The sequence below is a fragment of the Rossellomorea vietnamensis genome, from assembly GCF_025398035.1.
Taxonomy (GTDB): domain Bacteria; phylum Bacillota; class Bacilli; order Bacillales; family Bacillaceae_B; genus Rossellomorea; species Rossellomorea vietnamensis_B.
This window is the reverse complement of the sequence record NZ_CP104558.1, coordinates 972539-998197: the sequence shown is the minus strand read 5'-3', so window position 1 is coordinate 998197 and position 25659 is coordinate 972539. Positions and strand designations below refer to the sequence as shown.

Genomic DNA, 25659 nt, shown 5'->3' with positions numbered 1-25659 from the left:
GAATAGGAGGTTTCGAATGCCTGAAGGAAAAATCGTAAAAGCATTGAGTGGATTTTACTATGTGCTCTCAGAAGGCAGTGTGACGCAATGCAGGGGCAGGGGTAATTTCCGTAAAAATAAAATCACTCCCCTAGTTGGTGATTATGTCGAATTTCAAGCAGAGAACAAAACGGATGGCTACATTCTGAAGGTATTGGATCGGAAGAATGAATTGGTACGCCCACCCATCGCAAACGTCGATCAGGCGATTCTGGTCTTTTCAGCCAGTGAACCGGATTTCAGTCCTGCGCTCCTCGACCGTTTTCTTGTGTTGGTGGAGAGTAAAGAAATCGAACCGCTTATCTGCGTGACAAAAATGGACTTAGTGACATCGGAAGAAGCAGAAAAAATTGAACAATATGTGAGCGAGTACCGTTCTTTTGGATATGAAGTTTTGATGACGTCTTCCAAAACAGAACATGGCCTTGAGGAACTGACTCCGTATTTAAAAGATAAAATTTCGGTGTTTGCCGGGCAGTCCGGAGTGGGGAAATCGTCCCTTTTAAATGCATTGAACCCCGATCTGGAGCTGAAGACGGCCATGATTTCTTCCCATTTGGGCCGGGGAAAACATACGACCCGCCATGTGGAACTCATCGATATAAAGGATGGGCTGGTCGCAGATACCCCGGGATTCAGTTCACTGGAGTTTTCAGAGCTTGAAATAGAAGAACTGCCGAAATGCTTCCCGGAAATGGTCGAGGTAGCCGAAGAATGTAAATTCAGGGGCTGCCTTCATATCAATGAACCGAAATGTGCCGTAAAATCCGCCGTTGAAGCGGGGAGGATCCCTGATTACCGCTACGATCACTATTTGACTTTCCATAAAGAAATAAAAGAAAGAAAGCCGAGGTACTAAATATGAAAATCGCACCATCCATTCTTTCTGCCAATTTTGCAGAGCTGGGCAATGAAATTAAAGATGTTGAAAAAGGGGGAGCGGACTATATCCATGTAGACGTCATGGATGGTCACTTCGTACCGAATATTACGCTCGGGCCTATGATCGTAAAAGCGATCCGTCCACTAACAGCGTTACCTTTGGACGTGCATCTCATGATTGAAAACCCAAGTCAATACATCGAAGCTTTTGCCGATGCGGGAGCGGACTATATTACCGTCCATGTAGAAGCGGACCCTCATCTGCATAGAACGATCCAAATGATCAAAAGCAAAGGAGTCAAGGCGGGTGTCGTCCTGAATCCAGGTACTCCTGCAGAATTGATCAGACCTGTCTTGCAAGATGTAGACATGGTCCTCTTGATGACCGTGAACCCTGGATTCGGCGGGCAATCATTCATCCCGTCGGTCGTACCGAAAATCAAGCAGATCCGTGAATGGGCAAATGAAGTCAATCCTTCACTCGAAATCGAAGTGGACGGTGGCATCAATCCTGAAACGGCTGCCGTTTGTGCCGAAGCGGGTGCAGACGTATTTGTAGCTGGATCTGCCATCTACAATAAGAGTGACAGAGGGGCAGCAATCGAAGAGTTGAAGAAATCTCTCGTATAAGAGACGGAGGCTGATCCTTAAGGGTCAGCCTATTTTTATAAAATGGGAGTGGAGGATATGGAAATCAATATCGTTGCCGGCGGACCGGATCGATACATACCGGAATTGAACAAATACTGCAGTGATGAAGTCAAATGGGTTGGCGTGGACCGCGGTGTTTATACCTTGTTGGAACAAAAGATCGCTCCCCATATTGCATTCGGGGATTTTGACTCAGTGAACATGGAAGAGTGGGAACTGATCCAGCAAAAAGTCCGGGAAGTCAATCGCTATCAGCCGGAAAAGGACGAGACGGACCTGGAGCTTGCCATGAACTGGGCGATCGATCAGAAACCTGCTAAAATTTCCATCTTCGGTGCCACAGGGGGACGGCTTGATCACTTCATGGGTAACCTGCAGTTATTAATGACTCCTAAACTTTTAGAAGCACGCATCAAAGTGGAAATGATCGACGTGCAAAATCAATTATCCCTTGCCGAACCCGGGGAGCATAACGTTGAAAAAAGCCCGGAATTACAGTATATTTCCTTTGTTCCCGTCACCGAAAATGTCGATGGGATCACCCTCACCGGCTTTAAATATCCATTAAAAAATCGGAATATTTCAAGAGGATCCACACTATGTATTAGTAATGAACTTATACAATCATCTGGTACTTTTTCCTTTTCAAATGGCATATTAATGGTGATAAGAAGCAGTGATTAATGCTTCTCGTGACCAGGCAGAAAAGAAGATGTACTTAACTGAAACTGCTTGAATAGACTGAACTGTTGTCAAGCGAAACATTACGTTCTTTAGATTGTGGGGAGGGACTTTAAATGCGCTTTTATACAATTAAATTACCGAAATTCTTGGGTGGACTTGTGAGGGCGATGTTAGGAACGTTTAAAAAAGAATAAATGGTTTGTTGGGGATGGCTTTGGTGCCATCTTCTTTTTTTATTAGCTAGAAGCCTCCGCTTTTCGAGGTGTCCAGCTCCGGCGGCTAGAGGCTCGAGGTCATAAGCTAAATTGACCAAAAAGGCAAAGAACGCCTTTCCGGTCGATTCATCTTATGCTTGTCGCCTCTGCCCAAGCCGCCTTCGCTTTTCGACATGTCCAGCTCCAGGGGCTTGAGGCTCGAGGTCATAAGTCAAACTAACCAAAAAGGCAAAAAGCGCCTTTCCGGTTAGTTTGCCTTATGCTTGTCGCCTCAGGGCGAGCCCCTTCCGCTTTTCTGGGTGTAAAGTATTTTTTCTTGAAAGGTTTTAATTGTAGTATTGCATTATGGAAAGTTGTGTGATAAATTATTAAAGTATCTTTATGATGATAAGCGAAATGTGGAACTGAAATTAACTTCAGCTTCTTGTTAGTGAGGAGGGAATATATTATGGCAAAACAATGCGTAGTAACAGGCCGTAAAGCCAGCTCAGGTAACGCTCGCTCTCACGCAATGAATGCGAACAAGCGTACTTGGGGTGCAAACCTGCAAAAAGTTCGAATTCTTGTGGACGGAAAGCCTAAGAAAGTATGGGTTTCTGCAAGAGCGTTGAAATCTGGTAAAGTAGAACGCGTATAATACTTAAAATGGGAAGGCGCCTAATCTAGGCGCCTTTTTTCATTAAAAGGCATTTCTTGTACAGATCCACTTATGCAAGCCGATGATTAATCTTTGAATAATAAGGAAAAAATAGAGGGTAAACCCAACAAATGACGCTTGTGATAATAGTTTAGCTTTCAAAAACAGTATACTTATAGTAAAATGTTTTTAGCCAAGCATGTAATTAAAGGGGGAAAACATTCCATGTCCATCGAATTGAAAACGCAGTACGGACAAATTGATATTACGAATGATGTCATTGCAATGATTGCTGGAGGTGCAGCGGTGGATTGCTACGGAATTGTTGGAATGGCTTCAAAGAACCAAATTAAAGACGGTTTCACAGATATCTTGCGTAAAGAGAATTTCACTCGCGGAGTGATTGTTCGTCAAGATGAAGAGGAAGTACATATTGATATGTATATTATTGTGAGTTATGGTACAAAAATTTCTGAGATTGCCCATAATGTACAATCCAAGGTTAAATATACTCTTGATAAGACCGTCGGCTTGGCGGTAGATTCAGTAAATATTTTTGTGCAGGGGGTTCGTGTCACGAACCCGTAGTGAGGAGGAAGATTCGTGTCGATTACATCTTTGGAAGGAAAACGTTTTGCCCAGATGGTGATACAAGGTGCCACCAAATTATCTGCCAATGCGCAGCTGGTTGACGCGCTGAACGTTTTTCCTGTTCCTGATGGTGATACTGGAACAAATATGAATTTATCAATGACTTCCGGTGCAAAGGAAGTTCAAAACCATATTCAAGATCATATTGGAAATGTGGCTACTGCCCTTTCAAAAGGGTTGTTAATGGGGGCAAGAGGTAACTCAGGTGTTATCTTATCCCAATTGTTTAGAGGCTTTGGTAAGGCGATTGAAGGGAAAGAATCCTTATCCGGTGCAGAGTTTGCCAATGCACTTCAAACAGGTGTGGAAACGGCTTATAAAGCGGTGATGAAACCTGTGGAAGGAACGATTCTAACAGTTGCGAAAGATGCTGCGAGAAAAGGTGTTTCTGTAGCTGAGACTGAAAGTGATTTCGTAAAGCTTATGCAGGCAATTGTCGACGAAGCGCAGGCTTCATTGAATCGTACACCTGATTTACTTCCTGTATTGAAGGAAGTGGGAGTAGTCGATAGTGGCGGTCAGGGACTTCTGTTCGTGTATGAAGGGTTCCTTGCAGAACTAAAAGGGGAAAAGGTTTCCGATCAGGCGTCACTGCCATCCATGAATGATCTTGTTAGTGCAGAGCATCATAAGGCGGCACAGGATTTCATGAGTACAGAAGATATTGAATTTGGATATTGTACAGAATTCATGGTCCGATTCGAAAATGATAAACAGTCATTTGTAGAAGAAGACTTTCGCCAGGATTTAAGCAAGTTCGGTGATTCATTGCTTGTCATCAGTGACGATGAATTAGCCAAAGTACATATCCACTCCGAACAGCCGGGGGATGTATTGACGTATGGACATCAATACGGAAGTCTCATCAATATTAAAATTGAAAACATGAGACAGCAGCACAGCAGCATTGTAGGAGAATCCAAGCCTGCTGTAGCAGAAGCCCCGACTCCGGTCAAGGAAGTCGACTTTGCCATCGTGACTGTATCTATGGGTGAAGGGATTGCCGAATTATTTAAGAGCATCGGCGCAACTTCTGTGATCGAAGGCGGTCAGACGATGAATCCGAGTACGGAGGATATCGTGAAAGCTGTAGAAGAAGTGAATGCGAAGAAAGTCATCATCATGCCGAATAATAAGAACATCATCATGGCTGCCGAACAAGCAGCTGAGGTTCTTGAAATGGAAGTAGCCGTTGTCCCGACGAAGACCGTACCGCAGGGAATGGCTGCGTTACTTGCCTTTAATCCATCAGCTTCTGTTGAAGACAATAAGCAGTTGATGACCGAGGCGTCGAAACAGGTGAAAACGGGTCAAGTCACATTTGCTGTGAGAGATACGTCCATCGATGGCGTTTCGATTTCAAAAGATGACTTTATGGGAATTGAAGAAGGCAAGATTGTCGTTTCGGATTCCGACCGTCAAAAGTCTGCTCAAACTCTGTTGGAGACAATGCTTGATGCTGACTCTGAGATCTTGACGATTCTATACGGTGAAGATGTGACCGAAGAGGATGTTGAGTCACTCAGAGAGTATGTGGAACAACACTATGAAGATGTAGAAGTGGAAGTTCATAATGGTAAACAACCACTTTACTCCTATATATTCTCAGTTGAATAAGGATTAAAGGAAGGGGGCAGCTCTAAAAGGAGTTTGTCCCCTTCAATTATGTTAGAATGGTAGTATGAATCGGATGTTAGGTAAGGGGGAAAAGTCATGAAATACAAAAGTGTATTTGATATTATCGGTCCTGTGATGATTGGGCCATCCAGTTCTCATACGGCTGGTGCTGCCAGAATAGGAAGAATAGCGAGAAACCTGTTTCGCCGGGAACCCAAATGGGCGACGATCTCCTTTTATGGGTCGTTTGCAAAAACATATAAGGGCCATGGAACAGACGTAGCCATTGTAGGCGGTATCCTTGATTATGATACATATGATGAACGAATTATCGAATCGATCAATGTAGCTAAGAAAAAAGGGATAAAGATCAAATTTCAAGAAGAAGATGCCATCACGGATCATCCGAATACAGCCCGCATCCGTATGGGAGATGATCAAGGTGAAATCGAATTGGTCGGTATTTCGATTGGTGGAGGGAAAGTTGAAATCATTGAACTTAACGGCTTCGAACTTAAACTCTCTGGCCATCATCCCGCCATACTTGTCGTCCATGATGACCGGTTCGGAGCGATTGCATCGGTCTCCAACGTCATTGCCAAGCATCAACTGAACATCGGGCATATGGATGTATCCCGGAAAGAAAAAGGTCAAATGGCGTTGATGACCATCGAGGTCGATCAACCGATAGATGAAGCGGTGATAATCGAATTGACATCACTGCCGAACATTACACAAGTAACACGGATTTCCGATTAATCCATTACAATAATGATAGCGTTTACATAAAGAGGAGGTTATTTACATGTTTCGAAATGTTGCAGAATTGGTTGAACTTGCAGAAAGTCAGAACAAGAAAATTTCTGACATTATGATCGAACAGGAAATCGAGTTTACGGGAAAGACATTTGAACAGGTTTATAGTCAGATGGAGAAAAACCTGGAAGTGATGGAGCAGGCAGTAGCCAGGGGTCTCGAAGGGGTCAAGTCCCATTCAGGACTTACTGGCGGCGATGCCGTGTTATTACAGAAATACATTGATTCAGGTCGTTCCCTGTGTGGTGATACGATTTTGGATGCGGTGAGTAAAGCAGTGGCAACGAACGAAGTGAATGCAGCGATGGGAACGATTTGTGCTACTCCTACTGCAGGATCTGCCGGAGTGGTTCCCGGAACACTGTTTGCTGTTAAGAATAAGTTGAATCCGACTAAAGATGAGATGATACGCTTTTTATTTGCATCCGGTGCCTTTGGTTTCGTGGTGGCGAATAACGCTTCCATCTCAGGTGCGGCTGGCGGCTGTCAGGCTGAAGTGGGATCCGCAAGCGGGATGGCCGCTGCTGCCATCGTGGAGATGGCCGGTGGGACCCCTGGTCAATCAGCAGAAGCCATGGCGATCACATTAAAGAACATGCTGGGTCTGGTATGTGATCCTGTTGCGGGACTGGTGGAAGTGCCTTGTGTGAAACGAAATGCGATGGGAGCTGCCAATGCCATGGTTGCGGCGGATATGGCTCTTGCAGGTATTACGAGCCGTATTCCGTGTGATGAAGTGATCGATGCCATGTACAAAATCGGTCAAACCATGCCGGTTGCGCTTCGTGAAACGGCTCAAGGGGGACTGGCGGCTACGCCGACAGGAAGAGAGCTTGAAGCGAAAATCTTTGGGGTTTCCCTGAATAAACGTGAAGACTCGTAATGAAGGACTGACAATCCAGAACATTAAGGGGATTGGTGAAGAAACAGCTTTACAGCTGAATGCAATGGGGATACATTCCGTTCTGGATCTGTTAGAATACCTGCCTTACCGCTATGAGGATTACCGGCTTAGGGACCTGGAAGAAGTAGCTCATGATGAACGCGTCACGGTCGAGGGGAAAGTTCATTCGGAACCAGCACTGATGTTTTATGGGAGAAAGAAATCACGTTTGACCATGCGGATTCTCGTAGGGAGGAATCTGGTTCAAGCCGTGTTTTTTAATCAGCCTTACTTAAAAAAGAAGATCAATCTTCATGATACGGTGACGGTGACTGGAAAATGGGATAAAAACAGGCAAATCATTACGGCCCAATATTTTCAATCGGGCCCTCATGATAAACAGGGGGATTTTGAACCTGTATATTCCTTGAAAGGCTCAGTGAAAAACAATACACTCAGGAAATTCATCAAGAAGGCTTTTAATGATTACGGTCATCTGATCCATGAGAATCTCCCGGTCCATTTAATGGAAAAGTATAAGCTTTCAAGTCGGAAAGATGCCCTGTATCATCTTCACTTTCCTGATTCCACCGAAGATATGAAGCAGGCAAGAAGGCGGTTTGTTTATGAAGAATTCCTGTTGTTTCAGTTGAAGATGCAGGCACTGAGAAAGTTCGAAAGGGAACATTCAAGCGGCATGTCTCAACAATATGATTTGGAGAAAGTCAAATCATTCATTGATTCTTTACCATTTCCGTTGACTGATGCGCAAAAACGGGTCGTGAATGAGATTTCAGCAGATATGAAATCTCCGTATCGCATGAATCGACTTCTTCAAGGGGATGTGGGTTCCGGTAAGACGGTCGTTTCCGCCATTGCGCTGTATTCAAGTGTAACAGCGGGTTATCAGGGAGCATTAATGGTCCCGACAGAAATACTTGCAGAGCAGCATGCGAATTCCCTCAGCGAACTGCTGGGGACGATGGGGCTTTCCGTTGCCCTTTTAACCAGCTCTGTAAAAGGGAAGAAGCGTCGTCTTTTACTGGATAAATTGAAAGAGGGCGAGATTGATATTCTCATTGGTACCCATGCCCTCATACAGGATGAAGTCGAATTCAAGCATCTGGGCCTCGTGGTCACCGATGAACAGCACAGGTTTGGTGTCAATCAAAGAAGGGTCCTCAGGGAAAAAGGGGAAAGTCCTGATGTATTATTCATGACAGCGACTCCGATTCCGAGAACACTTGCCATCACCGTATTTGGTGAGATGGATGTGAGTATCATCGATCAGATGCCTGCCGGAAGGAAGTCGATAGAAACCTATTGGGCGAAAGCGGATATGCTATCCAGGGTCCTTTCGTTTATGGATAAGGAGTTAGACCAGGGACGCCAGGCTTATGTGATTTGTCCATTGATCGAGGAGTCTGACAAACTGGATGTGCAAAATGCCATCGATGTCTACAATCAATTGGTTCACTATTTTGAAGGACGTTACAAAGTCGGTCTGATGCACGGGAGACTTCATCCCGAGGATAAGGATGGAGTCATGAGGGAATTCAGTGCCAACCACCTTCAAGTGCTTGTTTCCACCACGGTGGTCGAGGTCGGTGTGAACGTGCCCAATGCTACCTTCATGCTCATCTATGATGCTGAACGATTCGGGTTGAGTCAGCTTCATCAACTGAGAGGAAGGGTAGGGCGTGGGGAACATCAATCGTACTGTATCCTCCTTGCGGAACCGAAGACCGAAGTCGGGAAAGAGCGTATGAAAATCATGACAGAAACGAATGATGGTTTTGTCCTTAGTGAAAAAGATCTCGAACTGAGGGGTCCAGGTGACTTTTTCGGCAGAAAGCAGAGTGGGCTCCCGGAGTTTAAGGTTGCAGACATGGTGCACGACTACCGTGCGCTGGAAGTAGCAAGGGACGATGCTCAAGCGTTGATCGCATCCTCTCAATTCTGGAGTGATCCAGAGTTTGAACCGCTCAGGGAGTATTTATCCGGGTCGGGAATATTAGAGGGTGAGAAGCTGGACTAGAAAGGCAGATTGTGAGATTATTTCTTGCAATCTGCTTTTTTAGATTATATACTACTATTAGTACCTAGTACTAATACTGGACGGTGTTAAAATTGAGACTTTCGAAAAAAGAAAGACAGGGAAACCTTACTGACACAATCAAAGTGAATCCTTTTATAACAGACGAAGAATTGGCTGAACGGTTTCGTGTAAGCGTCCAGACAATCCGGTTGGACCGAATGGAATTGTCGATCCCTGAGCTTCGTGAACGAATTAAGTACGTTGCAGAGAAATCGTTTGAAGACGAAGTGAAGTCGTTGCCTATTGAAGAGATTATCGGAGAAATTATTGATATAGAGCTGGATCAAAGTGCGATATCCATTTTTGATGTGAAGCGGGAGCATGTGTTCATCAGGAATGGGATTGCGAGGGGGCACCACTTGTTTGCACAGGCAAATTCCCTTGCAGTCGCTGTCATAAATGACGACTTGGCATTAACCGCGAAGTCGAACATCCGTTTTACCCGACCCGTAAAGGAAGGGGACCGGGTGGTCGCGAAAGCGAAAGTGATACATATGAAAGATCAAAAAGACCGAACAACGGTAGAAGTTCAAAGTTTAGTCGGTGGTGAGCTCGTGTTTACCGGTGAATTTGAAATGTATCGCTCTAAAAAATCTGTAGAGGATGAAGAGTAGATGAAATTAGCCGTTGATGCAATGGGCGGAGACCACGCCCCGAAAGAAATCGTTCTTGGAGTGAAGCGGGCATTACGTGAATTCAATGATATCGAAGTGCTTTTATACGGAGATGAAAAGCAGATCAAACAGTATATCACCCCGGAAGATCGCCTGACCATCGTCCACACCGATGAAATGATCGAAGGGACGGATGAGCCTGTCAGAGCGGTGAAACGAAAGAAGAATGCTTCGATGGTACTGATGGCCCAAGCCGTGAAAAATGGGGAAGCCGATGCCTGTATTTCAGCAGGAAATACGGGGGCACTAATGACGGCGGGATTATTCATTGTAGGGAGAATTGACGGGATTGAGCGGCCTGCATTGGCACCCACCCTTCCGACCCTTGATGGCAAAGGATTCCTCATGCTTGACCTTGGGGCGAATGTCGATGCGAAGCCCGAGCATCTTGCACAATACGCAGTCATGGGAAGCATTTATTCCGAGAAAGTGAGAGGGATCAATCACCCACGTGTGGGCTTATTGAACATCGGAACGGAAGATAAAAAGGGAAATGAATTAACAAAGAAAACCTTCCAGTTATTAAAGGAACTCCCTATCAATTTTGTAGGGAATGTGGAATCCAGAGACCTGCTGGACGGGCCGGCCGATGTTGTCGTGACGGATGGGTTTACCGGGAATATGGTACTGAAGACCATTGAGGGGACTGCCCTGTCAGTCTTCTCCATGTTGAAAAAAACGTTCACGTCTTCAACGAAAAACAAACTTGCAGCAGGACTTGTGAAAAATGACCTGAAGCAATTAAAGAATATGCTCGATTATACAGAGTACGGCGGGGCCGGCCTGTTCGGCCTGAAGGCACCGGTCATCAAAGCTCATGGTTCATCCAATGAAGTGGCTCTGTATAATGCCATGAGACAAGCAAGGGAAATGGTGAAGCACGACGTTTCCAATACGATAAAAGATGCTATTAAGGGGAGTGTGGAATAATATGAGTAAAATCGCGTTTATCTTTCCCGGGCAAGGTTCCCAAACGGTGGGGATGGGGAAAGAATTAGCCGGACAATATCCTGATGTGCAATCCTATTTCAGTAAAGCCGATGAACGGCTGGACACCAACCTTTCAACGATCATCTTTGAAGGTCCCCAGGAAGAGCTTACCCAGACAACGAACGCTCAGCCGGCTCTCCTGACCACAAGCATGGCCATCCTTGCGCGTCTGAAAGCCGAGGGGATTACGGCAGACTATACAGCAGGACACAGCTTAGGGGAATATTCAGCCCTGGTGGCTGCAGGTGCCATCGGATTTGAAGATGCTGTGTATACCGTTCGTAAAAGAGGGGAATTCATGGAAGAAGCAGTACCAAGCGGAGAAGGAACGATGGCGGCCGTCCTTGGTTTGGGCAGGGAACCATTGAAAGAAGTGACAGACCTTGTGACGGATGAGGGCCATCCCGTTGGACTCGCGAACTTGAATTGTCCGGGTCAGATTGTCATCTCAGGTACGGTAAAGGGAGTGGAGCTCTCTTCAGAGAAAGCGAAGGAAGCCGGAGCGAAGCGGGTCATCCCACTTCAGGTAAGTGGTCCTTTCCATTCCCAATTGATGAAACCTGCTGCCGAACAGTTCGTTTCAATCCTGGATTCGATCACGATCAAAGACGCAGAAGTACCCGTCATTGCGAATGTTACGGCAGAGCCTGTAACAGGTCGTGAGGAGATCAAGCGTTTATTAATTGAACAATTGTACTCGCCTGTACAATGGGAAGATACGGTCGAGAAGCTTCTTGAACTGGGTGTGGATACATTCATCGAAGTGGGACCAGGCAAAGTCCTTTCAGGTTTAGTGAAAAAAGTGAACAGACGTGTGAAGACATATGCTGTTCAAGATGAAGCGTCCTTACAACAAACTATTCAAGCGCTGAAGGAGGAAGCTTAAATGAATTTAGAAGGTAAAGTGGCACTGGTGACTGGGGCATCCCGTGGAATCGGACGGGAGATCGCTCTTGAACTTGCCCGTGAAGGCTGTAATGTGGCTGTGAATTACGCCGGTAGTGAAGCGAAAGCAAACGAAGTCGTGGATGAAATCAAGAGTATGGGCAGAGAAGCAATCGCCGTACAATGTAATGTATCGGATGCTGAAGGTGTACAGGCAATGGTGAAGGAAACGATCGGAGAATTTGGGTCCATCGATATCCTTGTGAACAATGCCGGCATCACCAAAGACAATCTGTTGATGAGAATGAAAGAAACAGAATGGGATGATGTCATCAACATCAATCTGAAAGGTGTATTCCTGTGTACGAAGGCCGTTACACGTCAAATGATGAAACAAAGAAGCGGCCGGATCATCAATATTTCATCCATTGTCGGAGTGAGCGGGAATCCTGGACAAGCAAATTATGTAGCAGCCAAATCGGGTGTGATCGGTTTGACGAAAACGACAGCGAGAGAACTTGCTCCCCGTGGAATCACAGTGAATGCCGTTGCCCCTGGCTTCATCTCGACGGATATGACCGATCAGCTTCCTGAAGATGTTCGAAGTGAAATGTTAAAACAAATCCCGTTAAGCCGTTTTGGCGCTCCCGGGGATATTGCGAAAGTAGTGACATTTGTTGCATCCGAATCCGCATCGTATATGACTGGGCAAACGCTTCATATCGACGGCGGAATGGTCATGTAATGGGGAAAATGAAATAATTTATTCATCGTTTTCATGTATACTCTTTTCATAAGAGGTGGAAATGCTCTATAATACTTGAGGGGAGGTGACAAAAATGGCAGAAGTATTAGATCGTGTAACAAAAATTATCGTTGATCGTCTAGGTGTAGATGAATCTCAAGTAACTCTTGAAGCTTCTTTCAAAGAAGATCTAGGAGCTGACTCCCTTGATGTAGTTGAGCTGGTTATGGAACTTGAAGATGAATTTGACATGGAAATTTCTGACGATGATGCTGAAAAAATCGGCACAGTAGGTGATGCTGTGAACTACATACAAGCAAAGGCTTAATCGTTAGATTGAATAGAGGGATGGGTGACCCATCTTATATTCTAACCATTTGAAACTTGGTAGGGGTCTGACCCCTACCAAGTTTATTTGTGTTCTAACTTCATTGTTCAAGAAATTTTTGCGTAAATGATTTTTTTAGAATAAACTTGATTAGTATACAATGAGAACATATTAGCAAGGTGGAGTGCCTGATGCGGAAGCAAAACAGAAGTAATGGATTATCTAAACATAAAAATGATTTGAAATTCAAGACATTTCAAAATCAAATGGGAATTCAATTTAAAGATGAAAAACTCCTTAAACAAGCTTTTACTCATTCATCCTATGTGAATGAGCATCGTCGAAAACCATATGAAGATAATGAACGTTTAGAATTTCTCGGGGACGCCGTTCTGGAATTAACGGTATCTCAATTTCTTTTCAAGAAATACCCCATGATGAGTGAAGGGGAACTTACCAAGTTAAGGGCGGCCATCGTATGTGAACCTTCCCTGGTGAAGTTCTCGATTGAACTGAATTTCGGTGAACTCATCCTTTTGGGTAAGGGTGAAGAAATGACGGGGGGACGTGAGAGACCGGCTTTACTCGCCGATGTCTTTGAAGCGTTTATCGGGGCGGTATACTTGGATCAAGGATTAGAAACAGTCATCTCTGTCCTTGAAAAAGTGGTCTACCCAAAAATTAATGTCGGTGCTTTTTCTCATGTGATGGATTATAAGAGTCAGTTACAAGAGCTGGTTCAAAGGGGCAGTGCAGGAATGATCGAATATAGTATCCTGGAAGAAAGCGGCCCTGCCCACAATCGTCAGTTTATTTCAAGAGTGAGTTTAAATGATGAAGAGTTGGGCATTGGAAATGGCCGGTCAAAAAAAGAGGCTGAGCAAAAAGCAGCACAGAAAGCTCTGGAAAAGTTAAAACAAAAGCTGGACGCGAAATAGGGGGAAAGAAGATGTTCCTCAAACAACTAGAAGTAATGGGGTTTAAATCTTTTGCAGAAAGAATATCCGTGGAGTTTGTCCCGGGTGTCACGGCTGTCGTTGGACCAAACGGCAGCGGGAAAAGCAATATTATAGACGCAATCAGGTGGGTGCTTGGTGAACAATCAGCCAAAAGCCTTCGCGGATCGAAAATGGAAGACGTCATTTTTGCCGGAAGCGATTCAAGGAAAGCGCTCAATATAGCGGAAGTGACCCTTGTTCTGGACAACGAAGACGGTGCACTGCCCATCGATTATAGTGAGGTCAGTGTCACCAGGAGAGTCTATCGTTCGGGAGATAGTGAATATCTTCTGAATAAACAGCCATGCAGGTTGAAGGATATCATCGAACTGTTCATGGATTCAGGGTTAGGAAAAGAAGCTTTCTCGATTATCAGTCAGGGTAAAGTGGAAGAAATCCTGAACAGTAAGCCGGAAGAAAGAAGAACCATCTTCGAAGAGGCTGCCGGGGTATTGAAATATAAATCACGGAAGAAAAAAGCAGAAAATAAGTTATTTGAAACACAAGAAAATCTTAATCGTGTGAATGACATCCTTCATGAATTGGAAGGTCAGGTGGAACCCTTGAAGCTCCAGGCTTCCATGGCCCGTGATTATCTGGAGAAGAAAGAGGAGCTTGAGAAGTTCGAAGTCGCCTTGACTGTGTATGATATTGAGGACTTACATAAGCAATGGGAGAAGCTGAGTGGAGAATTCGAACAGCATGGACAGGAAGAATTGGCCCTTTCCTCCCGCATTCAGAAGAAAGAAGCCCTCCTGACACAAACAAGGGATAAAATTGCGGCTCTCGATGAGTCGATTTCTGCCTTGCAGGAAGTACTCCTTTCCACAAGTGAAGAATTAGAGAAACTTGAGGGTAGAAAGCAAGTACTGGTAGAGCGGAAAAGAAATTCGTCCACCAATGAATCTCAGTTGAAGCAATCGATTGAAGAAGCAGAAACTCAGATCGAACGCTTAGCTACTGAAAAAGAAAAAGCAAAGCGCGACTTCAAGAGGATCGATTCTGAAGTGTCCGGGTTAAAAGAGCTCCTTGTCACGAAGCAGAATCAATTCAAGCACTATAATGAAAATATTGAAGATGTGATTGAATCATTTAAAAGTGATTACATTGAAAAGCTCAATCAACAGGCTTCTGCAAAAAATGAAATTCAATATCTTAACCAGCAGCTGGAACAGCAATCCAGTCGCAGTGGTCGATTAGAAGCTGAAAATGAAAAATATGTTTCTCAACGTGAAGAACTACATTTGCGTCACAAGGAACGATCGAAAGAACTTCAAGAGCAAAAAGAACAGATCGATGAGCACATCTTCTTGTATCGTGAGGAACAAAAGAAGCTTGAATCCGTAAAATCCAAATATGAAAAGCAGGAGAAAACGCTTTATCAGGCGTTTCAATTCCTGCAACAAGCGAAGTCCAGGAAAGAGATGCTCGAAGAAATGGAAGAAGACTATTCAGGTTTCTTCCAAGGTGTAAAAGAAGTCCTGAAAGAGCGTTCGGGTCAATTAACCGGTATTCAAGGGGCGGTAGCGGAGCTTATCACCGTTCCTAAATCATATGAAACGGCGATGGAAACGGCTCTGGCTGCTTCGATGCAGCATATTGTAGTCGATACTGAAGAAGACGGCCGTAGAGCCATTGCCTTTTTGAAGAAGCATCAATATGGCCGTGCCACGTTCCTGCCGATGAACGTAATCAAAGGGAAATCCATACCTGAAAGCCAAAAGAATATGCTGAAAGGGCATCCTTCCTTTGTTGGCGTGGGAGCTGATCTGTTGCATTTTGATGATCGCTTTCAAATGGTGATTTCAAGCCTTGTTGGAAATGTCATCATTGCAAAAGATCTAAAGGGTGCGAACGATATAGCAAAGCTGGTTCAATATCGCTATCGACTGGTTACGCTGGATGGGGACGTTGTCAATCCCGGGGGATCCATGTCCGGGGGTACGGTGAAACAGAAGAAAAATTCCCTTCTCTCTAGAAAAGGGGAACTGGAAGAGATGAAAGAAAAGCTTTCCAGTATGGAAGTTCAGACAGAACAGCTTCAATCCCAAGTGAAATCACTTAAAGAAGAAAGCAGTTTTCGCGAGAAGAAACTGGAAGAATTGAGGGTGAAGGGGGAGAGGTTGCGTCTCAAGGAACAGGAACTCCTCTCCCAACTTCGTGAAATTGAACTTTCCCAGCAGAACCTGGATGAAAGACTATCCCTGTATGACCTGGAGAAAAAGGATTTTACGTCAATCAAAGAAAAGCATGATTCCAGAACAAAAGAATTGGAAGACTCTCTCAAGAAGATAGGGGAAGAGGTTACCCAGCTTGATCAAAAGATCAATGAGCTGACTCTACAGAAAAATAGTGAACGGACGTCCAAAGACGCCTTGTTGAATGAAATCAGTGATATTAAAGCGAATCTTGCCGCACGGAATGAACAGTTGGTGAACAGCCGGCAGCAACTGAACCGGGTACGGGATGCGATGGCTGAGACAAGCAGGCGAAAGATAAGCCTCCAGGACGACCTGGAATGGTTGCAGACAGAAATGAAGGATAATTTCTCAGGTGAAGAGCAGCTTGGAATAAAGGCAGAAGAGTGTGCCGTGCAAAAGGAAGAAACGTCCAAGTTGATTGCTGTCCGCCGGGACGAGCGCTCCAACCTTCAACAGATTGTCGATGATGAGGAGATGGAGCTAAAAGAATTGAAGCGTCTGCATAAAGGTTTGGTTGGTGCTCTCAGGGATGAGGAAGTGAAAATCAATCGTCTTGATGTAGAACTTGAGAACCGTCTTGATCATTTGCGGGATGAATATATGCTTTCATTTGAAGCGGCAAAAGAGGACTACCCCCTCTCCATTGAGGTGGAAGAGGCAAGGAAAAAAGTAAAACTTGTGAAATTAGCACTGGAAGAGCTCGGGACCGTCAATCTGGGAGCGATTGATGAATATGAACGAGTGAAGGAAAGATACGAATTCCTGGTTGACCAGAAGAATGATCTGACAGAAGCGAAGGACACTCTGTACCTGGTCATTAATGAAATGGACACCGAAATGATCAAACGTTTTGATCAAACCTTCACGAGTATACAAGAGGAATTTGAAGGTGTATTCAAAGCCTTGTTCGGCGGTGGAAGAGCAGAATTGAAGTTGACGGATCCGTCTGATCTGCTTCATACCGGTGTGGATATAGTAGCTCAGCCGCCGGGGAAGAAGCTGCAGAACCTGGGGCTTATGTCAGGTGGGGAACGGGCTTTGACGGCCATTGCCTTGCTGTTTTCCATTTTGAAGATCCGCCCTGTACCATTCTGTATATTGGATGAAGTGGAAGCGGCCCTGGACGAAGCGAATGTGCAGAGATTCAGTCAATATTTAAAGAAATTCAGTGATGAAACACAATTCATTGTCATCACCCACCGTAAAGGTACCATGGAAGAAGCCCATGTATTGTACGGGGTCACAATGCAGGAATCCGGAGTGTCTAAACTGGTATCCGTCAGGCTACAGGAAACAAAGGAACTACTTGAAACTTAAATAAGGGTGTGGAAAAGTGAGTTTTTTTAAGAAGCTTAAAGATAAATTTACGCAGTCCAGTGATAATGTCACGGAGAAATTTAAAGATGGGTTAAGTAAAACAAGAAACAACTTCACGTCAAAGGTGAATGACCTGGTGGCCAGATACCGTAAAGTCGATGAAGAATTCTTTGAAGAGCTGGAAGAAATCCTGATCGGAGCGGATGTCGGATTTGATACCGTCATGGAGCTCATTGATGAACTTAAACTTGAAGTGAAACGAAAGAATATTCAAGATACGGAAGATGTACAATCCGTCATTTCAGAGAAGCTTGTAGAGATCTACCAGGGCGATCGTGAAGAGGACAGCAGCCTGAATATCCAAGATGATCAACTGACGGTATTGCTATTTGTCGGTGTGAATGGGGTAGGGAAGACGACGACCATCGGGAAAATGGCCCATATGTTCAAGGAACAGGGCAAAAATGTTGTTCTTGCTGCAGGGGACACTTTCCGTGCAGGTGCCATCGAGCAGCTTGAAGTATGGGGGGAACGTGTCGGGGTCCCGGTCATTAAGCAGGCGGCGGGAAGCGATCCTGCGGCAGTAATGTTCGATGCCGTCCAATCTGCCAAAGCGAAAAAGGCGGACATACTCATTTGTGATACGGCGGGAAGATTGCAAAACAAAGTGAATTTGATGAAAGAGCTTGAAAAGGTGAAACGGGTGATTGAAAGAGAAATTCCAGGAGCCCCTCACGAAGTATTACTCGTTCTTGACGCAACCACAGGTCAAAATGCCATGGTGCAGGCCAAAACCTTTAAAGAAGCAACAAACGTCTCAGGTATCGTCCTGACGAAGCTTGATGGGACCGCTAAAGGCGGAATCGTGCTTGCCATCCGGAACGAGCTCGAAATCCCCGTGAAATATGTGGGTCTGGGAGAAAAAATGGATGACCTCCAACCGTTCGATGCTGAAAAGTATGTATACGGCTTGTTCTCAACCCTCGTAGATGAAGAAGAATAGATCACGTTCCTTAAGGGGCAGCCTGTCAGACTATTAGATTTAGTCTGGCAGGCTGCTCTACTTTTCTCTATGAAAAATCCGTCAGTAACCTTGACAATCGCCCGTAAACACTGTATTCTTCATATGTAAAGGTTTTTCACTTAACAAGGAGGGATATCCGTGCTGGAGAAAACGACCAGAATGAATTATCTCTACGATTTTTATCAATCTTTGTTAACTCCCAAGCAGAGAAGCTATATGTCCCTCTATTATCTCGATGATTTCTCCTTAGGTGAAATCGCTGAGGAATATAATGTCAGCCGGCAGGCAGTGTACGATAACATCAAGCGGACAGAGGCCATGATCGAGGAGTACGAAGAAAAGCTTTTATTATTTAAGAAATTTCAAGAACGCAACGAGATTCTTGACCAACTCAGACAAAAAATAGAAGAGCCATCAATCGATTCTTCTCATTGTTTAAAACTCATTGATGATCTTGAAATATTGGATTAGGAGGCGGCATGAATGGCATTTGAAGGATTAGCCGACCGACTGCAAGGTACAATACAAAAAATCCGTGGAAAAGGAAAGATCTCAGAAGCGGATGTTAAAGAAATGATGCGTGAAGTTCGTCTTGCTCTTTTAGAAGCAGACGTTAATTTTAAAGTGGTGAAGCAATTCGTCAAGAAAGTAAGTGAACGGGCTGTCGGACAAGAAGTCATGAAGAGCCTTACACCTGGTCAACAGGTCATTAAAGTTGTTCAGGAAGAGCTTACGAACTTGATGGGTGGCGAACAAAGTCAGATTGCCGTCGCTAAACGTCCACCGACTGTCATTATGATGGTTGGTTTACAGGGTGCAGGTAAAACGACTACCACTGGTAAGCTTGCGAACCTGCTTCGAAAGAAACATAACCGCAAACCGTTGTTGGTGGCGGCTGATATTTACCGTCCCGCTGCCATCAAACAGTTGGAAACGATTGGAAAGCAATTAAGCCTTCCCGTGTTTTCAATGGGGGATCAGGTAAGCCCGGTTGAAATTGCGAAAAAAGCAATCGAAAAGGCAAAAGAAGAGCATCACGATTATGTTCTGATTGATACGGCAGGTCGACTTCACATTGATGAAAACCTGATGGGAGAGCTGAAAGAAATCAAAGAACTCTCCAATCCGGATGAGATTTTCCTCGTGGTGGATGCCATGACCGGTCAAGATGCAGTAAATGTCGCTCAAAGCTTCAATGATGCTCTTGGCATATCGGGTGTTGTCCTGACAAAACTCGACGGTGATACCCGGGGTGGTGCGGCGTTATCCATCCGTTCCGTCACTGAAAAGCCTATTAAATTTGTCGGTATGGGTGAGAAGATGGATGCCTTGGAAGCCTTCCATCCTGAGCGTATGGCATCACGGATCCTTGGTATGGGAGATGTGTTATCTCTCATTGAAAAGGCTCAGGCCAACGTGGATGAAGAGAAGGCCAAAGAATTGGAACAAAAAATGCGCACCATGTCTTTCACCTTTGATGATTTCCTTGATCAACTAGGTCAAGTGAGGCAGATGGGGCCATTGGACGAGCTTCTCAAAATGATGCCTGGAGCAAACAAGATGAAGGGTCTGGATAAGATTCAAGTCGATGACAAGCAGATCAGTCACGTAGAGGCCATCATCCAATCCATGACAGGTGATGAAAAAACCCACCCGGAAACAATCAATGCTTCTCGTCGTAAACGGATTGCAAAAGGGAGCGGTACATCCATTCAAGAGGTGAACCGTCTTCTGAAACAATTCGAGGACATGAAGAAAATGATGAAACAGATGAGTGGGATGCAAGGAAAAGGCAAGAAAAAAGGGATGAAATTCCCATTTATGTAAGTCATTCGTTTGGTTTTTCAAAAGAAAAATTGAACTGTTAAGAAAAAACACTTTACAAACAAAATACACATTTGATATTATACTAACTTGTGTGAAACTATTCGGAGGTGCTTTAATTATGGCAGTAAAAATCAGATTAAAACGTATGGGAGCAAAAAAATCTCCTTTCTATCGTATCGTAGTTGCAGATTCTCGTTCACCACGTGATGGACGTCAAATCGAAACAGTTGGAACTTACAACCCGGTTGCTAAACCAGCTGAAGTGAAAATCGATGAAGAGTTAGCTCTTAAATGGTTATCAAATGGTGCTAAGCCATCTGACACAGTTCGTAACCTATTCTCAAACCAAGGCATTATGGAAAAATTCCACAATGCTAAAAACAGCAAGTAATCGATTAGATCGATGAAAGATCTTATTCTAACGATTGTGAAACCCCTGGTTGACCATCCGGACTCTGTCAGCGTCGATTTGGATGAAGGAACGAACGGGTTAACATATAAGTTATCCGTTCACCCCGAGGATATGGGTAAGGTCATTGGGAAACAGGGGCGAGTAGCTAAATCGATTCGAACTGTGGTATACGCTGCAGCAGGATCTTCACAACAGAAGAAAATTTTCTTGGAGATAGTGGAGTAAGAAAGCTTCCTTAAGCTCATTACAACAAGCTCTAAGAATAAGGGGACTGACCCACAAAGGTTACTACTTAGCCTTAAGACGTCAGTCCCCTTTTTCATAGGGTTGACCGCCGTGTAGTGGTATACTATCGTCAGAAGGGTTCTAAAGCCCCCATACAAGCCAACTTCTCCCCTAAGAACACCCTTATGGCATTACATCAGTGAGGGGTGAATAAAAGGAGGAGGAAAGACGTTGAACGTGATACATACGATAACCATTAAACAAGTCCTCACAGAAAAGAGTAAGGACCTGTTAATGAAACGCTATGAAAATCAAAAGTTTCATCTGAAAAAGGAAAGTGATCAGCTTCAGTTCGAAATGAAAAAGATTGAACGTGGCAAGAAATACCCCACTCATAAATTAAATCAGCATTTTGAAAAAGAATTGAATGAACGGGCAGAAAAAATCAAGCTGTTGGATTTTCAAATGGAACAGCTGAATATCCTCCCGATCGGCAGCGAGCTGAAGGAAAAGGAAGTCCAGGGTATGATGGACATTCAAGTTGGTGACAATTGGGAGGAAGAAACCCTTTCAAAGACGATTGTCATAGAAGACGGTATCGTGAAAGAAATACGTTAATGCAAGAGGTGAATGCGATGGAAAAGTGGTTTAATGTAGGTAAGATTGTCAACACTCATGGAGTGAAAGGGGAAGTGAAGGTCGTATCGACGACAGATTTCCCCGAAGAGCGTTATCAGAAAGGGAACACTCTCTATTTGTTCCGGAATGGCCAGGAACCCCTTGGTCTGGTGATCAAATCTCACAGAAATCATAAAAGTTTTGATTTGCTTACGTTTGAAGGGTATGAAAATATCAACGAGGTCGAGAAGTTTAAAGAAGGCATCCTGAAGGTGCAGGAAGACCAGTTACAGGAACTGGACGAAGGAGAATACTATCTCCATGAAATCGTCGGCTGTAGGGTAGTGACGACTGAAGGAGAAGAGCTGGGTACCGTCAAGGAGATTTTAAGCCCGGGTGCGAATGACGTATGGGTAGTGAAGGGTGAGCGAGGGAAAGAGTACCTGATCCCCTACATAGAGGATATCGTGAAAATGGTTGATATTGAAGATCAGCTTATTACCATTGAGCCGATGGAGGGCCTCTTGTCATGATGAGAATTGACGTCCTTTCTTTATTCCCTGGTATGTTCGAAGGGATCTTCGGTGATTCCATCTTAAAAAAGGCCACTGAGAAAGCAGCCGTTACGTATAATGTGATTAACTTCCGTGAGTACGCTGATAACAAACATAATCAGGTGGATGATTACCCTTACGGCGGGGGGGCTGGAATGGTGTTGAAGCCTCAGCCCATATTCGATGCAGTCGATGCCTTGAAAAAAGAAGAGGGATCTACGCCGCGGGTCATCCTTATGTGCCCCCAGGGAGAACGATATACCCAGCAAAAGGCTGAGGAGCTGTCGAAAGAAGATCACCTCGTGTTTATTTGCGGTCATTATGAAGGCTATGATGAACGAATCAGAGAGCACGTGGTAACCGACGAAATCTCCATTGGTGACTATGTGTTGACCGGCGGGGAACTCGGTGCGATGGTGGTCATAGATAGTGTTGTCCGCCTGCTTCCCGGAGTTCTTGGGAATGAGGATTCCCCCATACTGGATTCGTTCTCTTCGGGTCTCTTAGAGCATCCTCATTACACGCGACCTTCCGATTTCAGAGGGATGAAGGTACCAGGAGAGCTGATTTCAGGAAACCATCGTCTGATTGATGAATGGAGAGAGAAAGAGAGCCTGAGAAGGACCTATGAGAGAAGACCGGATCTGTTAGAGAGTTATCCCCTCACAGATCGACAGAAGGCGTGGATAGAGGAATGGAGAAACTCTAAATAGGCTATTGCATCCTGAATGCCTGTATGATATTATATTCTTTGTGGCTTGAGGAGTTAGCTCCTGAAGTCATGGATCCCGATGTTCCGCTGCAATCAATCGCTTTTGTAAGAGCATCTGTTGGAAGGAGTTGAATAAGATGCACAAATTAATCGAAGATATTACGAAAGAACAACTTCGCTCTGATCTACCATCTTTCCGTCCTGGTGATACAGTACGTGTACACGTTAACATCGTTGAGGGTACTCGTGAACGTATTCAGGTGTACGAAGGAGTAGTAATCAAACGCCGTGGTGGCGGTATCAGCGAAACATTTACTGTTCGTAAAATTTCTTACGGTGTAGGTGTTGAGCGTACTTTCCCAGTACACACACCTAAAATCGCTAAATTAGAAGTTATTCGTCGCGGTAAAGTCCGTCGTGCGAAACTTTATTACCTACGTAATCTACGTGGTAAAGCGGCTCGTATTAAAGAAATTCGATAAGAACGTAAGAAAAGGAGCTTGGAGACAAGCTCCTTTTCCCTTTTCTAAAACCTTTCGTTGAATGGAATGGAAAGAGGATATCGACTATTTTCGGGAAACCACCAATTTTTAATGAGAATTAGAAGAATTTCTAGTAGAATAGAAAAAGATAGAAAAAATCATGGGTGGTGGAGATGTGGTTAAAGAAAAAAACGAGTGGTGGGAATGGATGAAGGCCCTGTTAATCGCAGTTGGATTAGCGGCTATCATCAGATTCTTTTTATTTGCCCCCATCGTAGTTGACGGATTATCAATGATGCCTACTTTACATAATGGTGACCGAATGATTGTAAGTAAACTGGGGGAGCCTGAGCGGTTCGATATCGTCGTTTTTCATGCCCCTGAGCAAAAGGATTATATCAAACGGGTCATCGGCCTGCCCGGGGATAAGGTAGAGTATAAAAATGATACATTATATATAAATGGAAAAGCCTATACTGAACCATATCTCAAGGAATACAAAGATCAATTGGATGGCGGTGTCTTAACCGAGGATTTCTCATTAAAGGATATAACCGGTGAAGAAACTGTACCGGATGGAGAAATTTTTGTTATGGGGGATAACCGTCGATTCAGTAAAGATAGCCGTCATATCGGGACGGTCTCGACCGATGAGGTAATCGGGGACACGAAAGTGATCTATTGGCCTGTTAAAGATTTCGGTTTGGTGAAATAATAGAAAAAAGTGTTTGGAGGTGGTCATATGACGATACAATGGTTTCCAGGGCATATGGCTAAAGCTCGTAGACAGGTTACTGAGAAATTAAAACTTGTAGACATAGTGATTGAATTAGTAGATGCAAGAATACCGTTATCATCGAGAAATCCGATGATTGAAGAAATCATCGGTCAGAAGCCGAGACTCGTCTTATTAAATAAGGCAGACATGGCAGACACAAACAGGACCAATCAGTGGATTGCCTACTTTAAAGAGCAGGGAATCACCGCACTTGCGGTCAATGCACAGGCCGGTAAAGGTCTTCAAGTCATCGTGCAGGCTGCTAAAGAGATCCTGAAAGATAAATTCGATCGCATGAAGTCGAGGGGAATGAGACCCCGGGCCATCAGGGCGATGATCGTGGGGATTCCAAACGTAGGGAAATCCACCTTGATCAACAGGCTGGCGAAGAAGAATATCGCCAAAACAGGAAATACACCTGGTGTGACGAAAGCCCAGCAATGGATCAAAGTCGGTAAAGAGCTTGAACTGCTTGATACCCCGGGTATTCTGTGGCCGAAGTTCGAAGATCCCAAGGTAGGTTATAAACTGGCCCTGACGGGAGCAATCAAAGATACCATCCTGAATTTACAGGACATTGCCGTATATGGCCTTCGTTTTCTTGCAGAGCATTATCCAGAGCGATTAGAGGAGCGTTACGGCCTCGAAGAGATATCTGAAGAGGTAGTGGATAGCTTTGATAAGATCGGGGCTAAAAGAGGCTGTCTGATGGCTGGTGGAGAAGTCAATTATGACAAGACTTCTGAAATCATCGTCAGGGATATACGGAATGTTCAGTTAGGACCCATGACATTTGATTTTATTGGTGAAGCAGAAAAAGATAGTGAATAGCGGCAGAGGCTGTATAAAGGGAATGGATCTCTTTGACACAGCCTCTTTATTTTTGTGCGGGATATCCGATATATATGAGGAGGAACATACGTGACGAAAGTACATAGAACGATCAGTGAAATCAAACAATTGATCGGGACACTGACAGAGTCTGATCCGATTTTGGAAGAATTGAAACAGGACGAGAGAAAAGGTGTTCAGAAACTTCTGCTTCAGCTCGAAAGGGAACGAAAGAAACAGGCTAAGGAGAAAAAGGAGTTTCAAGACCTCACAGTATATGAGCAGGAGCTGCGTGTTCAAGGGTTTACCCGTATCGCAGGGATAGACGAAGTGGGAAGGGGGCCGCTTGCAGGGCCTGTCGTAACCGCAGCCGTCATCCTCCCCCCAGACTTCTACCTGGCAGGATTGAATGACAGCAAGAAACTTTCAGAAGGAAAAAGAGAAGAGTATTATGATTATATCCGACATCATGCCATTTCAATAGGAGTTGGGATGGTCCACGCTGAGGAAATCGATGCCATCAATATTTATCAAGCGACGAAAAAAGCGATGAATGAAGCAATCGTCCGACTGCCGGTTCAGCCTGATTACTTATTGATCGACGCAATGAAAATTGTATCGCCATACCCCAGTCAATCGATTATTAAAGGGGATTCGAAAAGCATATCCATTGCTGCAGCTTCCATTATCGCAAAGGTTACGAGAGACAGGATGATGAAGGAATATGCTGAAGCATATCCCGGTTATGGTTTCGAGAAAAATGCAGGATATGGAACAAAAGACCACCTAAATGGTCTTGAGCAATTAGGAGTGACCCCACTTCACCGGAAAAGCTTCGCACCGGTAAAAGATCTTCTGCAGACAAAGGGATAAGCATTTTCAGCT

At 44.5% G+C, this 25659-nt stretch carries 29 protein-coding genes; all 29 read left to right on the top strand.

Annotation, left to right across the window (positions count from 1 at the left end):
• Positions 1 to 16 precede the first annotated feature (16 nt).
• The 29 genes from rsgA (at position 17) to N5C46_RS05035 (ending at position 25647) form a co-directional block, all read left to right on the top strand.
• Positions 17 to 898 carry a ribosome small subunit-dependent GTPase A gene (rsgA, locus tag N5C46_RS05175; RefSeq protein ID WP_261751190.1) on the top strand — a complete coding sequence of 294 codons (882 nt, stop codon included), beginning with the start codon at positions 17 to 19 and terminating at the stop codon, positions 896 to 898.
• A 2-nt stretch (positions 899 to 900) separates the two neighbouring features.
• Entirely contained in the window at positions 901 to 1551 is a 651-nt protein-coding gene (rpe, locus tag N5C46_RS05170) for a ribulose-phosphate 3-epimerase (protein WP_261751189.1), read from the top strand.
• A 57-nt stretch (positions 1552 to 1608) separates the two neighbouring features.
• The gene (locus N5C46_RS05165) at positions 1609 to 2256 is read left to right on the top strand and encodes a thiamine diphosphokinase (protein ID WP_261751188.1); all 648 of its coding nucleotides are present in this window, start codon (positions 1609 to 1611) and stop codon (positions 2254 to 2256) included.
• Positions 2257 to 2369: 113 nt separating this feature from the next.
• Positions 2370 to 2450 carry a stage V sporulation protein SpoVM gene (spoVM, locus tag N5C46_RS05160; RefSeq protein ID WP_032088878.1) on the top strand — a complete coding sequence of 27 codons (81 nt, stop codon included), beginning with the start codon at positions 2370 to 2372 and terminating at the stop codon, positions 2448 to 2450.
• A gap of 469 nt (positions 2451 to 2919) precedes the next feature.
• Complete coding sequence (gene rpmB / locus N5C46_RS05155; RefSeq protein WP_034755741.1) at positions 2920 to 3108, top strand: 50S ribosomal protein L28; 189 nt, start codon at positions 2920 to 2922, stop codon at positions 3106 to 3108.
• Positions 3109 to 3333: 225 nt separating this feature from the next.
• Entirely contained in the window at positions 3334 to 3696 is a 363-nt protein-coding gene (locus N5C46_RS05150; protein WP_034755738.1) for an Asp23/Gls24 family envelope stress response protein, read from the top strand.
• A 15-nt stretch (positions 3697 to 3711) separates the two neighbouring features.
• Complete coding sequence (locus N5C46_RS05145; protein ID WP_261751187.1) at positions 3712 to 5376, top strand: DAK2 domain-containing protein; 1665 nt, start codon at positions 3712 to 3714, stop codon at positions 5374 to 5376.
• Between the two features lie 96 nt (positions 5377 to 5472).
• Positions 5473 to 6135, top strand: coding sequence for an L-serine ammonia-lyase, iron-sulfur-dependent subunit beta (gene sdaAB / locus N5C46_RS05140; protein WP_261751186.1), 663 nt, complete (start codon positions 5473 to 5475; stop codon positions 6133 to 6135).
• A 46-nt stretch (positions 6136 to 6181) separates the two neighbouring features.
• The gene (sdaAA, locus tag N5C46_RS05135) at positions 6182 to 7075 is read left to right on the top strand and encodes an L-serine ammonia-lyase, iron-sulfur-dependent, subunit alpha (RefSeq protein ID WP_034755730.1); all 894 of its coding nucleotides are present in this window, start codon (positions 6182 to 6184) and stop codon (positions 7073 to 7075) included.
• Positions 7062 to 9113, top strand: coding sequence for an ATP-dependent DNA helicase RecG (gene recG, locus N5C46_RS05130; RefSeq protein WP_261751185.1), 2052 nt, complete (start codon positions 7062 to 7064; stop codon positions 9111 to 9113). Before sdaAA ends, recG begins: the two co-directional genes overlap by 14 nt.
• 92 nt (positions 9114 to 9205) lie before the next feature.
• Entirely contained in the window at positions 9206 to 9787 is a 582-nt protein-coding gene (gene fapR, locus N5C46_RS05125) for a transcription factor FapR (protein ID WP_254651311.1), read from the top strand.
• Positions 9788 to 10777, top strand: a complete 990-nt coding sequence (plsX, locus tag N5C46_RS05120; protein WP_261751184.1) for a phosphate acyltransferase PlsX — start codon at positions 9788 to 9790, stop codon at positions 10775 to 10777.
• Between the two features lies 1 nt (position 10778).
• Entirely contained in the window at positions 10779 to 11723 is a 945-nt protein-coding gene (gene fabD / locus N5C46_RS05115) for an ACP S-malonyltransferase (protein WP_261751183.1), read from the top strand.
• The gene (gene fabG / locus N5C46_RS05110; protein WP_261751182.1) at positions 11724 to 12467 is read left to right on the top strand and encodes a 3-oxoacyl-[acyl-carrier-protein] reductase; all 744 of its coding nucleotides are present in this window, start codon (positions 11724 to 11726) and stop codon (positions 12465 to 12467) included.
• A 94-nt stretch (positions 12468 to 12561) separates the two neighbouring features.
• Complete coding sequence (gene acpP, locus N5C46_RS05105; protein WP_034755712.1) at positions 12562 to 12795, top strand: acyl carrier protein; 234 nt, start codon at positions 12562 to 12564, stop codon at positions 12793 to 12795.
• A gap of 191 nt (positions 12796 to 12986) precedes the next feature.
• On the top strand, positions 12987 to 13733 hold the full coding sequence (gene rnc / locus N5C46_RS05100) for a ribonuclease III (RefSeq protein ID WP_034755710.1): 747 nt from the start codon (positions 12987 to 12989) through the stop codon (positions 13731 to 13733).
• An 11-nt stretch (positions 13734 to 13744) separates the two neighbouring features.
• The gene (gene smc / locus N5C46_RS05095) at positions 13745 to 17311 is read left to right on the top strand and encodes a chromosome segregation protein SMC (RefSeq protein ID WP_261751181.1); all 3567 of its coding nucleotides are present in this window, start codon (positions 13745 to 13747) and stop codon (positions 17309 to 17311) included.
• Between the two features lie 16 nt (positions 17312 to 17327).
• Complete coding sequence (gene ftsY, locus N5C46_RS05090) at positions 17328 to 18314, top strand: signal recognition particle-docking protein FtsY (RefSeq protein WP_261751180.1); 987 nt, start codon at positions 17328 to 17330, stop codon at positions 18312 to 18314.
• 180 nt (positions 18315 to 18494) lie between these two features.
• A complete protein-coding gene (locus N5C46_RS05085) occupies positions 18495 to 18806 on the top strand; it encodes a putative DNA-binding protein (protein WP_371928757.1) in 312 nt (103 codons plus the stop codon).
• 12 nt (positions 18807 to 18818) lie between these two features.
• Entirely contained in the window at positions 18819 to 20162 is a 1344-nt protein-coding gene (ffh, locus tag N5C46_RS05080; protein WP_261751179.1) for a signal recognition particle protein, read from the top strand.
• A gap of 118 nt (positions 20163 to 20280) precedes the next feature.
• Entirely contained in the window at positions 20281 to 20553 is a 273-nt protein-coding gene (gene rpsP / locus N5C46_RS05075; RefSeq protein ID WP_034755689.1) for a 30S ribosomal protein S16, read from the top strand.
• Positions 20554 to 20565: 12 nt separating this feature from the next.
• Complete coding sequence (locus tag N5C46_RS05070; RefSeq protein WP_261751178.1) at positions 20566 to 20799, top strand: KH domain-containing protein; 234 nt, start codon at positions 20566 to 20568, stop codon at positions 20797 to 20799.
• Positions 20800 to 21030: 231 nt separating this feature from the next.
• On the top strand, positions 21031 to 21417 hold the full coding sequence (locus tag N5C46_RS05065; protein WP_034755683.1) for a YlqD family protein: 387 nt from the start codon (positions 21031 to 21033) through the stop codon (positions 21415 to 21417).
• 17 nt (positions 21418 to 21434) lie between these two features.
• Positions 21435 to 21950, top strand: coding sequence for a ribosome maturation factor RimM (gene rimM, locus N5C46_RS05060; RefSeq protein ID WP_261751177.1), 516 nt, complete (start codon positions 21435 to 21437; stop codon positions 21948 to 21950).
• Positions 21950 to 22684 (top strand): tRNA (guanosine(37)-N1)-methyltransferase TrmD, encoded by a 735-nt coding sequence (gene trmD / locus N5C46_RS05055; protein ID WP_261752283.1) that lies wholly within the window; start codon positions 21950 to 21952, stop codon positions 22682 to 22684. Before rimM ends, trmD begins: the two co-directional genes overlap by 1 nt.
• A 136-nt stretch (positions 22685 to 22820) precedes the next feature.
• Positions 22821 to 23165, top strand: a complete 345-nt coding sequence (rplS, locus tag N5C46_RS05050; RefSeq protein ID WP_032088854.1) for a 50S ribosomal protein L19 — start codon at positions 22821 to 22823, stop codon at positions 23163 to 23165.
• Between the two features lie 175 nt (positions 23166 to 23340).
• Entirely contained in the window at positions 23341 to 23880 is a 540-nt protein-coding gene (gene lepB / locus N5C46_RS05045) for a signal peptidase I (protein WP_272501226.1), read from the top strand.
• Between the two features lie 27 nt (positions 23881 to 23907).
• The gene (ylqF, locus tag N5C46_RS05040) at positions 23908 to 24774 is read left to right on the top strand and encodes a ribosome biogenesis GTPase YlqF (protein ID WP_261751175.1); all 867 of its coding nucleotides are present in this window, start codon (positions 23908 to 23910) and stop codon (positions 24772 to 24774) included.
• A gap of 90 nt (positions 24775 to 24864) precedes the next feature.
• Entirely contained in the window at positions 24865 to 25647 is a 783-nt protein-coding gene (locus N5C46_RS05035; RefSeq protein WP_261751174.1) for a ribonuclease HII, read from the top strand.
• Positions 25648 to 25659 lie beyond the last annotated feature (12 nt).